This window comes from Rickettsiales bacterium, from assembly GCA_035765535.1.
GTDB lineage: Bacteria > Pseudomonadota > Alphaproteobacteria > Rickettsiales > JABCZZ01 > JABCZZ01.
In genome coordinates this window covers 251740-265314 of the sequence record DASTXE010000001.1, presented here as the reverse complement: position 1 = coordinate 265314, position 13575 = coordinate 251740, and the positions used below count along the sequence as shown (strand labels likewise).

At 52.2% G+C, this 13575-nt stretch carries 16 protein-coding genes and 1 tRNA gene; 13 read left to right on the top strand and 4 right to left on the bottom strand.

The window, feature by feature from the left end; translation table 11 throughout:
* Positions 1–7 precede the first annotated feature (7 nt).
* The 4 genes from VFT64_01370 to VFT64_01355 all read left to right on the top strand — a co-directional run bounded on the left by VFT64_01370 (position 8) and on the right by VFT64_01355 (position 3813).
* Positions 8–814 carry a TIGR00282 family metallophosphoesterase gene (locus VFT64_01370; GenBank protein HEU5046472.1) on the top strand — a complete coding sequence of 269 codons (807 nt, stop codon included), beginning with the start codon at positions 8–10 and terminating at the stop codon, positions 812–814.
* A 105-nt stretch (positions 815–919) separates the two neighbouring features.
* Positions 920–2401 (top strand): amino acid permease, encoded by a 1482-nt coding sequence (locus tag VFT64_01365; protein ID HEU5046471.1) that lies wholly within the window; start codon positions 920–922, stop codon positions 2399–2401.
* Between the two features lie 3 nt (positions 2402–2404).
* A complete protein-coding gene (gene rpe, locus VFT64_01360; protein HEU5046470.1) occupies positions 2405–3064 on the top strand; it encodes a ribulose-phosphate 3-epimerase in 660 nt (219 codons plus the stop codon).
* A gap of 128 nt (positions 3065–3192) precedes the next feature.
* The gene (locus VFT64_01355; protein ID HEU5046469.1) at positions 3193–3813 is read left to right on the top strand and encodes a helix-turn-helix domain-containing protein; all 621 of its coding nucleotides are present in this window, start codon (positions 3193–3195) and stop codon (positions 3811–3813) included.
* A 29-nt stretch (positions 3814–3842) separates the two neighbouring features.
* Here VFT64_01355 and VFT64_01350 read toward each other — a convergent pair whose 3' ends face one another.
* Genes VFT64_01350 through VFT64_01335 form a run of 4 tightly spaced genes read right to left on the bottom strand, consistent with a single transcriptional unit; the run spans position 3843 to position 6671 of the window.
* Entirely contained in the window at positions 3843–4331 is a 489-nt protein-coding gene (locus tag VFT64_01350; GenBank protein HEU5046468.1) for a hypothetical protein, read from the bottom strand.
* 1 nt (position 4332) lies between these two features.
* Complete coding sequence (gene proB, locus VFT64_01345) at positions 4333–5454, bottom strand: glutamate 5-kinase (protein HEU5046467.1); 1122 nt, start codon at positions 5452–5454, stop codon at positions 4333–4335.
* The gene (locus tag VFT64_01340) at positions 5438–6232 is read right to left on the bottom strand and encodes a site-specific DNA-methyltransferase (protein ID HEU5046466.1); all 795 of its coding nucleotides are present in this window, start codon (positions 6230–6232) and stop codon (positions 5438–5440) included. Before VFT64_01340 ends, proB begins: the two co-directional genes overlap by 17 nt.
* Positions 6213–6671 carry a RidA family protein gene (locus VFT64_01335; GenBank protein HEU5046465.1) on the bottom strand — a complete coding sequence of 153 codons (459 nt, stop codon included), beginning with the start codon at positions 6669–6671 and terminating at the stop codon, positions 6213–6215. The genes VFT64_01340 and VFT64_01335 overlap by 20 nt, the downstream gene beginning before the upstream one ends.
* A gap of 120 nt (positions 6672–6791) precedes the next feature.
* Here VFT64_01335 and purQ point away from each other — a divergent pair, with 120 nt between their 5' ends.
* The 9 genes from purQ (at position 6792) to VFT64_01290 (ending at position 13565) form a co-directional block, all read left to right on the top strand.
* Positions 6792–7475: a phosphoribosylformylglycinamidine synthase subunit PurQ gene (gene purQ, locus VFT64_01330; GenBank protein HEU5046464.1), complete on the top strand. Its 684-nt coding sequence runs from the start codon at positions 6792–6794 to the stop codon at positions 7473–7475.
* 12 nt (positions 7476–7487) lie between these two features.
* Complete coding sequence (gene purL / locus VFT64_01325) at positions 7488–9716, top strand: phosphoribosylformylglycinamidine synthase subunit PurL (protein ID HEU5046463.1); 2229 nt, start codon at positions 7488–7490, stop codon at positions 9714–9716.
* A gap of 3 nt (positions 9717–9719) precedes the next feature.
* The gene (locus tag VFT64_01320) at positions 9720–9953 is read left to right on the top strand and encodes a BolA family transcriptional regulator (protein HEU5046462.1); all 234 of its coding nucleotides are present in this window, start codon (positions 9720–9722) and stop codon (positions 9951–9953) included.
* A gap of 148 nt (positions 9954–10101) precedes the next feature.
* A tRNA-Gly gene (locus VFT64_01315) sits at positions 10102–10176 on the top strand.
* Between the two features lie 81 nt (positions 10177–10257).
* Complete coding sequence (locus tag VFT64_01310) at positions 10258–10833, top strand: hypothetical protein (GenBank protein ID HEU5046461.1); 576 nt, start codon at positions 10258–10260, stop codon at positions 10831–10833.
* Positions 10834–11056: 223 nt separating this feature from the next.
* On the top strand, positions 11057–11839 hold the full coding sequence (locus VFT64_01305) for a MotA/TolQ/ExbB proton channel family protein (protein ID HEU5046460.1): 783 nt from the start codon (positions 11057–11059) through the stop codon (positions 11837–11839).
* 15 nt (positions 11840–11854) lie between these two features.
* A complete protein-coding gene (locus VFT64_01300; protein HEU5046459.1) occupies positions 11855–12325 on the top strand; it encodes a biopolymer transporter ExbD in 471 nt (156 codons plus the stop codon).
* Entirely contained in the window at positions 12318–12719 is a 402-nt protein-coding gene (locus VFT64_01295) for a biopolymer transporter ExbD (protein ID HEU5046458.1), read from the top strand. Before VFT64_01300 ends, VFT64_01295 begins: the two co-directional genes overlap by 8 nt.
* Before the next feature lie 90 nt (positions 12720–12809).
* Positions 12810–13565: a TonB family protein gene (locus tag VFT64_01290; GenBank protein HEU5046457.1), complete on the top strand. Its 756-nt coding sequence runs from the start codon at positions 12810–12812 to the stop codon at positions 13563–13565.
* Positions 13566–13575 lie beyond the last annotated feature (10 nt).

The window sequence follows — 13575 nt, the reverse complement described above, 5'->3', positions numbered from 1 at the left end:
AAGTTATATGAAAATTTTGTTTCTTGGGGATGTAGTGGGACGCAGCGGACGAGAAGCCGCCTGTCTTTATATCACCCATGCGCGCAACAAGCATAACCTCGACTTTATTGTTGTGAATGCCGAGAATGCCGCTGGCGGATTCGGGCTCACCCCTGCCATCTGCGATGACTTCTTCAAAGCCGGTGCTCATGTCCTCACCACTGGAAACCATGTCTGGGATCAGCAAGATATCATTCCCCGCCTCTCCAAGGACAGCCGCGTGCTGCGCCCGCATAACTACCCTGAAGGCACTCCTGGCACGGGTATGCATCTGGCTACGAACGCTAAGGGTCAAAGCCTGCTGGTGCTACACCTGCAGGGCCAGGTATTCATGCACGAACATCTCCCCTGTCCGTTCGCCTGTGCAGACAACGCACTGAAGTCATACACGCTTGGCGCGAATGTTTCGGCCATACTGGTGGATATCCATGCCGAAGCTAATTCAGAAAAAATGGCGCTGGGCCATCATCTTGACGGGCGTGTTAGCGCCGTCATCGGCAGTCATACGCATGTACCCACAAGTGACGCAAGAATATTTCGCAAAGGCACGGCTTACCAGACAGATGCGGGCATGTGCGGTGACTACGATTCCGTGATCGGCATGGAAAAAGCCGCTCCCCTCAAACGCTTTACCAGCAAGATCAGCAAACACAACCGTATGGTTGCAGCATCCGGTGAAGCAACTGTGTGCGGGGTTATCGTGGAAACCGACGATAAAACGGGACTTGCGACGGGAATAGAACCGGTTAAAAGCGGCGGCATGATCGGGGTTTAGCCCTGTTATGCACTTCGTACAGAAAGAGCACATAAATTGATGTACTTTCTGTGCATTAAACGTTAGTTAAGTATCTGGTGTAATCTTTTAGGGAGCTTGAAAATAGTGAGCCTTGCACGGTATTTCATTCGTAAACCGATGGCTGCGATCCAAGAAGAAAGCGCCAATCACGAACTCAAGCGCACCCTTAATGCCGTCAACCTTGTCAGCCTTGGTATAGGCTGCATTATCGGTGCAGGTATTTTCGTTCTTACCGGCCAGGCCGCCGCCCAGCATGCCGGACCGGCCATCGTTCTTTCCTTTATTCTTTCCGGCCTTGCCTGCACGTTTGCAGGGCTGTGCTATGCAGAACTTGCATCCGCCTTGCCCGTTTCCGGCAGCGCTTACACCTATGCCTATGCCACACTCGGCGAAACAATCGCCTGGGCAATGGGCTGGTTACTTATTCTTGAATATGGCTTAGCCTCCGCAACGGTGGCGGTTGGCTGGTCAGGCTATATCGTGAGCTTTTTGAAAGATTTTGGCGTTGTCATTCCGCCTGCGCTTTCACAACCTTATTTCGACCTTTCCGGGCCGAATGACGCACTGGTCGCAACGGGACATTTCAATCTTCCCGCGCTTATCGGCATCATGGCCGTTACCTCGCTGCTGGTCATCGGCGTCAGTGAATCCGCAAAAGTGAATAACGTCATAGTGTTCGTGAAGCTTTTCGTTGTGCTTACTTTTATCGCCATCGGCGCCTGCTATATCGATACTGCAAACTGGCATCCCTTCATCCCAGAGAATACGGGGCCGGGTAAATTCGGTTTTGATGGCATCCTGAAAGGCGCGGGCGTTATCTTCTTCGCCTATATCGGTTTTGAGTCCGTTTCCACGGCCGCGCAGGAAGCCAAGAATCCGCAGCGCGACATGCCGATCGGCATTCTCGGCTCTCTGTTGATTTGCACGCTGCTTTACATGATTGTTTCCGCCGTACTTACGGGTATCGTTCCTTATAAGGAATTGAATGTTCCTGACCCGATGGCCGTTGCTATCGATCGCATCAATGTTCCCTGGCTCACCTTCGGCGGCTGGCGTGTATTGCCGATGCTGATCAAGCTCGGCGCGGTCATGGGCTTAAGCTCTGTGATGCTGGTGCTGCTTTATTCCCAGACCCGCATTTTCTATATGATGGGTAAGGATGGTCTGATTCCGCAGCTTTTCTGCAAACTGCATCCCAAGTTCAGGACTCCCTACATCAACACGATTCTGGTAGGCCTGATTGTGGGCGTTGCTGCAAGCGTGACGCCTATCAGCGTACTGGGGAATCTTGTCAGCATGGGCACGCTGTTTGCATTCTGCATCGTCTGCTTCAGTGTATTGTACCTGCATTATAAGCATCCGGAACTGCCGCGCAGCTTCCGTACCCCCTTTATGCCGTTCATACCGCTGCTTGGCATTCTTGCGTGCGGTTACCTCATTTACGGCGTCGGCAAGACCGTTTTCGTGACGCTGTGGTTTTATTTCGTCGCCGGTATCGTCGTCTATCTTCTCTACAGCCAGTTCAACAGCAAGCTCGGCAAGGCATTTAAAGCGGAAGCAGTATAATTTATGCAGAATGTTCGTATCGCCCCCTCTATTCTGTCCGCAGACTTTGCCAATCTCGGCAATGAGATCAAGGCTGTCAGCGAAGCTGGCGCGCATTATATCCATATCGACGTTATGGACGGGCATTTCGTGCCGAACCTCACTATCGGGCCGATGATCGTTAAGGCTGTGCGCAAATACAGCAGCCTGCCGTTCGATACGCATCTGATGATCTCCAATCCGGATCAATATATCAACGCTTTTGCCGAAGCGGGCTCAGATATTATCACCGTTCACGCGGAAGCCTGCACCCATCTGCACCGGACGTTGCAGAACATCAAAGCCACCGGTAAAAAATGCGGTGTTTCCATTGTTCCTTCGATGTCGCCATCCGCGCTTGAATATGTGATGGATATGGTGGATCTTATTCTCGTTATGACTGTGAATCCCGGTTTTGGCGGCCAGAGTTTCATTTCTTCCCAACTGAGCAAAATCCGCACAGTTCGCTCAATGATTGAGGCAACGGGAAGAACCATCGACTTGCAGGTTGATGGCGGAATTAATCCTGAAACGGCGAAACAGGTGATTTCTGCGGGGGCGGACGTGCTTGTCGCAGGCGCGGCTGTTTTTAAAGGAAACCCTGCCCAATATCAAAACAATATAGAATCCTTATATCGATTCTGATTCTAATTATGCTCTAGATATTATTTGTTATCTAATTCTGAAGCATGATTTTTTCTTGCCCACTAGTCAACCTCGTGGTAGTAAATTAATTGTATATCTACTACCTTAAGAATATTGGGAGATTCGTAATGACACAAACTATACTTCTTATCGGTGAAGATGCCACAGAACGCGCCATGCTAGGTGCAGTTATCAAGGATAAGCTTTCCTATAATGTACTGGAATGCGCCAATGAAGCCGAAGCTATCGACTTCCTGGTTTCTCCGCAGAAAGAGCGGCCAGACCTTATCCTGTTCGATATTTCCAGCATCACTCATTTCAGCCAGAAAATCGCCGAAGTCAAAATGGCCAGCCATCATATTCCGCTGATCGCGATGACGAAATATGCGGATTATGAATCTGCCATGATCGCGGTCAATTCCGGCGCGCAGGACTTCCTGACCAAGCCCGTGGCACTTGAGCGCATGTATATTACGTTCCGCAATGTGCTGATCCTGAGCCGTATCTACTCCGCCAAGAACGGAAAGCCCACCCCATCGCTGTATAACAACGCAGATGACGTGATGAGCTTTTCGCTCCTGAATGATGATGGAAATGTGCGTCAGATCCAGGAACTGGAACAGGAAGCAATCAACCGCGCCATTAAACATTACGATGGCAGGATGACGGAAGTTGCCCGCCGCCTCGGCATTGGGCGTTCCACGCTTTACCGCAAGCTGAACCATACGCGTTTGGCGGAAAGCGCCTGAGTTGGAAAGAAAGTAATTTACTGCCTGAATTAACGTAACAGGAAATTCAGTATTTTGCTTCCAGAATGGTTTTCCATCACAGATGGCGGAGGATCGAATGTGCTTGCATCAAAGTTCATTTCCATCTCATGCCATGTCTCATATTTTTGAGGCGGTAATTTCTTTAGGGGGCTGCAAGTCGACATAGCGTGTATGGCTGCAGCCACCAACTTTCGGTAAGATGCGCTGGACTTAGCACGGGCAGTATCTTCGACAAGTTTTATATTACTTATTTTTCCTGTCCGGCTTACTTCCATTTTTAATATGACGGAGGGATGATCCATTTTCCAAGCCTCTTCTGGAACCTCCCAGCATTTTTGCACTTGCTGCATTATAGCATTTACTTCATCAGCCGTCAGATCAGGGGAAGCTTCTTGTATATTGGTGGTGTTTCTTTCTATGCCTTCAACGGCACAAGCTATATGGGAATATGGAGTCAATATAATCCAAGCCAGCACAGAAGCTGCGACACGCTTCATACTACCGATTTCCACCCAACACCAGATCGTCCCGATGTATGATCGCGGTTCTGCCTTTGAAGCCGAGGATTTTTTCGATTTCCTGACTTTTGTGACCTATAATGCGCACCGCATCTTCGCTTGAGTAAGCAATAAGTCCACGCCCCAGTTCTTTCTTTTCCAGATTGCGGATCAGCACTGTGTCCCCGCGCTCAAACTTTCCTTCTATCTGCTTCACACCCGCAGGCAGCAGGCTTTTGCCCTGGCCAAGCGCCTGAGCAGCACCGTCATCGACAATAATGACGCCGGCGGGCGCGATGGAGCCTACAATCCAATTTTTCCTCGCGCTGATCGGCGTGGAAGATGCGATGAACCATGTGCAATGATTAGATTCTTCCAGTTTACGTAATGGATTCAGCTCTTTCCCTGCGGCAATGGCCATGTGGCAGCCCGCGGAAAGGGCGATTTTAGCCGCTTCTATTTTCGTGATCATGCCGCCGGAGCCTACACCTGAAGTCGGCGCGCCCGCCATGGCGATAATCTGCGGCGTGATTTCCCGCACTTCCTGAATCAATGTCGCGTTTTTATCCGTATGGGGATTGCCGGTATAAAGGCCATCAATATCCGAGAATAATACAAGGCAATCGGCACTGACCATTTGTGCCACACGCGCCGCCAGCCTGTCGTTATCACCGAATTTTAACTCCGCCGTTGCTACTGTGTCGTTTTCATTGATAACGGGCACAATGTTATTGGCCAGCAATGTTTCCAGCGTGCCACGCGCATTCAGGTAACGTCTGCGGTTTTCGCTGTCATCAATTGTGAGTAGCACCTGCGCTACGTCGATTCCGACTTCCAGCAAACTCTCGCGCCAGGCCTGCATCAGCAATATCTGCCCGCATGCAGCGACGGCCTGTTTTTCTTCCAGCTTCAGCTTGCTATCCGTCATGCCAAGCATTTTACGCCCAAGGTCCGCCGCGCCGGACGTGACCACAACAACCTGCGTACCGCGTTTTCTAGCCGCTTCAATATCCCGGGCAATGGCTTTCATCCAATCCCGCCGGACGGTTCCCTTGCCGCCGGTCAGAATGGAGGTTCCGACCTTGATTACTAAGCGTTTGGCTTTTTTAATGTGCGCATGCATCTTCAATTCTCTTGTGGGCAATGTGCAGATATTCCGCGCTAAGGTCAATACCAATAAATTTCCTGTTATTCCTTACCGCGCAAACGCCCGCCGTTCCACTGCCGCAAAACGGGTCCAGCACCACGCCGCCTTCGCGGCTGGCAGCCAGGATTACGCGGTTCAGCAAGGCTTCCGGTTTCTGGGTGGGGTGTTTGCCGTATCTTTTCTCCGTAGCCTTGGGCGGGGTGATATGCCACAGGCTCAGCATCTGTCGCCCCGGCGTAGGGTCGCCCATTTCACGCATGGTTTCATAGTTAAAAACATGCTTGGCCTGCCCGCTTTTCTTTGCCCAGAGGATGGTTTCAGTGGAATGCGTAAAACAGCGGCAGCTTAAGTTAGGCGGCGGGTTGACCTTGAACCATGCAATATCGTTGATGATCTTGAAGCCCAGCTGCTGCAGAGCAAAACCGATACTATAGATATTGTGGCTTGTGCCGCTGATGAAAATCGTGCCTTCTGGCTTCAGCAGGCGCCTGCATTCCTTGAGCCAGCGCCGGTTAAAAGCATGAAGCTTCTGAAGGGAAATGGGCTTATCCCACACCCCTTTATTCACGCAGGATACTTTGCCGGAAGCGCAGGTTATCCCGCCTCCGGAGAGGAAATACGGGGGATCGGCGAAGATCAGATCTACGCTTTCATCCCCCATATTACGCATTACTTTAAGGCTGTCGCCGTTGAGTAAAACGGCGGCATTGTTATTTAAGAAAGTCGCTGCCTGCTTATATCTCGAACGTAGCATCGACTTCGACTGCCACACCGAAGGGCAGCTCACTGACGCCTACGGCAAAACGCGCATGCTTCCCGTTATCCCCGAACAGGGCGACCATCAGGTCGGAAGCACCGTTGGCAACTTTGGGCTGGTCAGTGAACCCGGCAGCGGAGTTCACAAAAACACCAAGGCGGATCAAACGTTTAACCTTACCAAGATCGCCACCCAGCGCGTTTTTCAGGTGGGAAAGAATATTCAGCACGCACAGGCGAGCGCATTCCTGGCCCTGCTCGATCGTGAATTCCTTGCCGACTTTGCCGACAAACTGCGGTTTTCCGTCCTGCATGGGCAAAGTGCCGGAAAAATAAACCTGATTTCCGGAAATCACATACGGAACGTAGTTTGCAGCGGGCATGCTGACAGCCGGAAGCGAAAGGCCCAAAGAGGAGAGTTTGGCGTCGATGGTCATGATTTTTATCCTTTAATTTACATAGACTAGGCCGCAACCATAAAATAAAGCGCCTAAGCTTGCAAGACGCCTTATAAAATACTTGATAATAGGCCGCTTATATAGGATATAGAGAGCCGTATGAAATCTTCCGTAATCGTATTTCCCGGCTCAAACTGTGACCGCGATGCTTTCAGCATTCTCAAGCTCACGGGTTGCAAGCCGCAAATGGTGTGGCATGGCGACTCCGTCCTGCCCGCTTCCGATCTGGTCGTCGTTCCCGGCGGCTTTTCCTATGGCGACTACCTGCGCAGCGGCGCAATGGCGGCTCAGTCCCCCATTATGCGGGAAGTGATCGCTCATGCGAAGCGCGGCGGTCTCGTGCTCGGTATCTGTAACGGCTTCCAGATACTGACTGAGTCCGGTCTCCTGCCTGGCACGCTGATGCGCAATGCCAAGCTTAAATTCATCTGCCGTGAAGTGTATTTGCGCGTTGAGCAGAACGATACCCGCTTCACCTCCAAATACGGCAAGAATCAGGTGATCAATGTTCCGGTCGCCCATCATGACGGTAATTATTTTGCCGATGCCGACACGATCAAAGCGCTGGAAGACAATAAGCAGGTTGCGTTCCGCTATTGCGATGAAGCCGGAAATATCACTGCAGAAGCGAATCCGAACGGTTCGCTCGGTAATATCGCCGGGGTTTACAACAAGGAAAAGAATGTCCTTGGCATGATGCCGCATCCTGAGCGCCACTCCGAGGAAATCGTCGGCAATATCGATGGCCGCGCGATGTTTGAAAGCCTGCTTGCCGCTGCATAAAGAAAGCCTGTTATGACCGCTACTGCCCACGCAAAAATCTCCATCACCCCGGAAGTCGTCGCCGAACATGGGCTGACGCCGGACGAATACCAGAAAATCCTCGCCATCCTTGGCCGTGCGCCGAATATCACGGAACTGGGTATTTTCTCCGTTATGTGGAGCGAACATTGCTCTTATAAGACCACACGTAAGTGGCTCGGTATTCTGCCAACGAAAGCTCCGCATGTGATCTGCGGTCCCGGTGAAAACGCTGGCGTGATCGATATCGGTGACGGACAGGCAGCTATCTTCAAGATGGAATCGCATAACCATCCTTCCTATATCGAACCTTATCAAGGCGCGGCAACGGGCGTAGGTGGTATCTTGCGCGACGTATTCACGATGGGCGCACGCCCTGTGGCCAATATGAATGCGCTGCGTTTCGGCTCGCCCGATCATCCCAAAACCCGCCACCTGGTGGCTGGCGTTGTGGCTGGTATCGGCGGTTACGGCAACTGTGTCGGCGTTCCGACAGTCGGCGGCGAGTGCACATTCCACTCCTCCTATAACGGTAATATCCTTGTCAACGCTATGACGGTGGGCGTAGCCAATACAGATAAGATATTTTATTCCGCAGCCGCAGGTGTCGGCAATCCGGTGGTCTATGTCGGCTCCAAGACCGGACGCGACGGCATTCATGGTGCAACGATGGCTTCGGCTGATTTCGGCGAAGATTCCGAAGAGAAACGCCCAACCGTTCAGGTGGGCGATCCGTTCACGGAGAAGCTTCTCATTGAAGCCTGCCTTGAACTGATGGCTACGGACGCCATTATCGCCATTCAGGATATGGGCGCGGCAGGTCTCACCTCCTCCTCGTTGGAAATGGCAGGCAAAGGCGGTACGGGTATTGAGCTGGAGCTGGATAAGGTTCCGATGCGCGAATCCGGCATGACACCATATGAAATCATGCTTTCCGAATCGCAGGAACGCATGCTGATGATTCTGAAGCCGGAAAAAGAAGCGATGGCGCGCGCTATTTTCGAGAAATGGGAATTGTCGTTCGCCGTTATCGGAAAAATCACCGATACGGGCAATATCGTGCTCAAAATGCACGGCGAAACCTATGCCGACCTTCCCGTGGCCCCGATCAGCACGGATGCGCCGGTTTATTCTCGCCCGTACGTAAAGAAACAGCCTGCTACAGGCGATAAATGGCAGGAAAAGCTGGCTGGCAATCAGCCTGCACTTGCCGATTCCCTCAAAAAATTGCTCGGCTGCCCCGACCTTGCCAGCAAGCGCTGGATCTGGGAACAGTACGACCATATGGTTATGAATGATACTGTAGCGCGCCCCGGTGGTGACGCTGCTGTCGTACGTGTTCATGATACACAGAAAGCGCTGGCGATTACGACCGATTGCACACCGCGTTACTGCTATGCCGATCCGACCGAAGGCGGTAAGCAGGCTGTGGCAGAATCGTGGCGCAACCTGACCGCTGTCGGTGCGAAACCGCTGGCGATCACAAACTGCCTGAATTTCGGCAATCCGCAGAAACCGGAAATCATGGGCCAGATCGTCGGCTGCCTTGAAGGTATGCGCGACGCCTGTCTTGCGCTTGAATACCCCGTCGTTTCCGGCAACGTTTCGCTCTATAACGAAACCGCCATTGGTGACAATGCCTCCGCCGTGCAGCCGACCCCGGCTATTGGCGGTGTAGGCATCCTCACGGATATCACCAAACGCGTCGGCAACAGCTTTACCGCTGAAGAGCTGGATATCGTGCTTATCGGTGAAACCAAGGGGCATCTGGGAAGTTCGCTTTACTTACGTGAAATCGCAGGCAGCGAAGACGGTGCACCGCCGCCGGTTGATCTGGCAAAAGAAAAGCTGCATGGCGATTTCGTGCGCGGCCTGATTCAGGATGGCAAGGTTGGCGCATGCCATGACCTTTCCGACGGCGGCCTGCTGGTTGCCCTTGCTGAAATGTGCTTCGCACGCAATGTCGGCGCCACGGTAACCTTCCCCGCTTCCCTGCCCGCTTATGCGTTCGCTTACGGTGAAGATCAGGGACGCTACCTTATCGCTACCCAGCCGCAACAAACCAAGACTGTTCTGGAAGTCGCTGCAAAACAGGGAATTCCGGCTCTGCAGTTAGGCAAGACCGGGGGCAGTAAGCTCTGCGTTACCGGACAGTTTGAGGAAGACGTGGCAAACCTGAAGAAGGTTAATGAGTCCTGGCTTCCGAGCTACATGGGAGCGTAAACCATGGGGATGTCGGCACAGGCTATTGAAACGATGATCAAGGAAGCGTTCCCTGATGCGCAGATGAAGCTTGTCGATCTGGCAGGCGACAATGATCATTACGAGCTCAGCATCGTTTCCGAGCAGTTCCGCGGAAAGTCGCGTGTGGCGCAGCACCAGCTGGTCTATAATGCCCTCAAAGGCAATATGGGCGGTACACTGCATGCGCTTGCCCTGAAGACCTCCGCGCCGGCATAATTCTTTACCTTATCGAGCAGTGACCGGTCCATACCGGCGGTGCTACGCGTGCAAATAAAACACGCTGAAAAATAGTTCGATTTTATCGTGAAGAAATGCTTGCAAAATGGTGATAGCTGTCTATATTGCCCTCCTGTTTTGAGAAAAAGCGGGCGTAGCTCAGCGGTAGAGCGCCACCTTGCCAAGGTGGATGTCGAGAGTTCGATCCTCTTCGCCCGCTCCAGTTCTTTATGGATGACAACTGCATTTGCATCGTTACAATGTCATCTTCGCCTCTGCCAGGGCATAAATCGCGAGGGATATAATGCGCATAAAACAGGTTCTCTTTGGTATTCTTTTACTGGTTGTTACAGGCTGTTCTTCCGACAAGCCGTCTTATGTCCATGATTCCGTAACGGATATGATGCATCCGAAACCCGGTATGGCGCGTATTGCCGTTTATTATCCCGCATCACACTTCTGGAAAGATACGGATGTCAATCTTTCGCTTGGCGCCAGAAGCGGCTGCACGCTCAAAAGCGGCACCTTCTCACTGTATGATGTAACTCCAGGCAGGCTTCCTGTTGCCGCTTCCCGCTGCGACGGCAGCGCCCCCACGCAGCTTGTGCTGCAAAATGTCCAGCCCGATCAGGTTTATTACATCCAAATCGTTCCCAATGACAGCTCCGTCCTCGGATTATTTGCCTCTTCCGGCGTTCCAAGCACGAAGAATCCCAAGGAAGATGACTACCATATCTCCGCCGTCAAGCCGGGCGACAAAATCCCCGAGGCGGCTCCTCAGCAGCTCAACCATGCAGAAGGTCCGACCTTCGTGATTGACCTGATAGATGAAAAACGCGCGCTTGAACAACTGCATACGTTGAAAATGGTTGCCGGCTAGGCTGAGCGCTGTTTACGACGCCACATTATTGCAATATTTTTCATTGCGACCATGGGCCTGATCGGCTAGATTTGCGTGGCGTCATTTCCCCCAACGGTAGCAAAAACTACCCACACGAGCAATGGCACTAACTTACTAATTTAAGATATTTTTTTGGAATATCTGCAGCTTTTGCGCAGATCATTCCGATTGTAAAATGTTATTATAAACCAATGAGGTGACCGTGAATATTTTAGATTTTTTTCACAGAGGCGGGCCCGTCATGTATGTGCTGCTCTGCCTTTCGATTTACGGCGTCGCAGTCATCATGTTCAAGATCTACCAGTTCTGGAATGCCGGTCTGTTTGCACGCGATAACTATATCGAACAGGCAGTGCACCAGATCCGCCAGGGCGATATCGTCAAAGCTTCGCGCATTCTTTCCACCGTCAAAGGCCCGGTGGCCCGTATCATGCGCGTAGCACTGGATTGCGTAGCCAACCGCGAAATCTCACAGCGCAGCAAAGAAGCTGAAATCGCACGCGTCGGCGCTGCGGATATACGCTATCTTGAATCGCATCTGCGCGGACTGGAAATGATCGCCAACGTGGGGCCGCTGCTTGGGCTGCTCGGCACCGTGATGGGGATGGTGACGGCATTCGCCAAACTGGAAGCCGCTGGCGCGCGCGTTGATCCCTCACTGTTTGCAGGCGGTATCTGGGAAGCGTTCCTGAGCACTGTGGCTGGCCTGGTGGTGGCGATTCCTGCCATCGGCGCCTATTACGCCATCGATGCGCTGATTGAACGTGTACGCTCAACGATGCGCGACGTTTCCATTCAGATTCTGGCGCTCGAGGATGAATTCAAGCGCAATGAAAAAGAAATCAAGCGTAAGGAAGCCGTGAAGCGTGAAATCGAAATGCGCGAGCTGGAAGACCGTGTGAAGAACTCAGCCAGCAACACCCGTTCCACACCGCAAAACAGCAGCACGCTTCACCTGCTCAATCCGCGTTATTCCGTTCTCTAGGGAAAGCCGCGCCGTATGATTGACATCCAGAGGCAGACACGCAAGGCGAAATCGATACCGCTTGTATCGCTGATCGACGTTGTGTTTCAGCTTTTGATTTATTTCATGCTGACGACCAGTTTTACCAAGACGGAATCGCTTGAGCTCCTGCTGCCGCCATCAGCTCCACCGACTGCGCATAATATCAGGAAGGATGCCGAGGAAACGCTGCATATCTATATCTCCGATGTCGGCGAGACATTCCTTGAAAATAAGAGCATCAATGAGCAGGATATGGTGCGCGATCTTCATGGCATATTCACGCAGACTCCGGATCGCGGCGTGCTGGTGCTGAGCGCTTCCAAAGTGCCTGTGCAGGTGCTGGTGCGCGTGATGGACCGTATCTATACCGCTGGTGGACGTAATATCGCTGTGGCAGACTGGATCCTGCCGCCTTCCGTCACCGTTCCTCCTAAACCACCGGAGCAGAAGGCCGCTAATGGTTGATATACCTCGCAATAAACAGGGCGCACGTGAGCCCGGTTTGATCCCTATGATCAATGTGGTGCTGCTGCTGCTTGTGTTTTTTCTTGTGGCCGGGTCCATTGAGAAATTCGACGTTATTAAAATGGAGCTTCCCGTTGCCAAAAACGGCAAACGCCTTACAGACGGCCAGGTTGTCGTAATGCTGGGTGAGCATCGTGAAATCATTGTGGATGACGATTTCATCCAGCCGCCTGACTTTTTGGCAACGATGAAAGAGCGGCTCTCCGGTAATCAGCACAGAGTTATATCGCTCAAAGCTGATAACCGCCTGCCTGCCACTTTCATGATTTCCATCATGAACCAGATCAAGGAAGCCGGGGGAGATAATATTTCCCTTATTACAACGCCTTTTTAAACTCGAAGCTTTATGTTTTTTGCGCCGCCTAAAGTCAAGACGTTAAGCCAGTATTCGGAGTTCGGCTCACATTTGCAGTCGCGACACTTTATGCTGATGGTGGCCGCCGCCATGCTTTTGCATGGGTTCATCGTCTTTATATATTCCCTGTCGCCGCATGAAATGCCACTGATCATTCCCGTGCGCGCATTGAATATCAAGCTCGACAGCGGCGCCGCCGGGCTCGATATGCCCAAGCCTGAATCCATGCCGGGGTATCAGCCCCCGCCGCCGCCCGTGGTGGAACCGGAAAAACCTGTCATCCAGGTTCGCGAAGCTCCTAAACCGAATCCGCCTGCACCTCCTAAAGCTCCCCCGCGCGCGCAAGCCAAAGATGCGAAGCCACTGATCTCCATTATTTCCCAGACCGGTGAGAAGCAGCCTCATCCCGCCCGCAATCATGCGCTCCTCCAGCCTAAGAAATATGTGCGTGAGAATGACGTAGCGATGTTTTCCAAGAACGGTAAAGGCACTGGAAACGGCACGACAATGAAAGGCACGAAGGAAGGCCAGGAAATCATTGCCAATTATGGGCAGGAAATCTCTCTGTGGCTAACGCAGCATAAAGTATACCCTGAGGATGCAAAGCGGCAGATGCTTCAAGGCACCGTCGTCGTGCACATCCGCATCGACCGTCAGGGCCGTATCCTTTACAGCGGAATCAGCAGTTCTTCCGGCAGCGCCCTTATTGACCAGGCTGCTATGGCGATGGTACATGCTTCCGATCCCGTGCCTGCTGTTCCTGCCAACTACCCCAAAGACAGTGAACTTGCATTTGAGATTCCCGTCAGCTTCACGCTGCAATAATGATGGATAA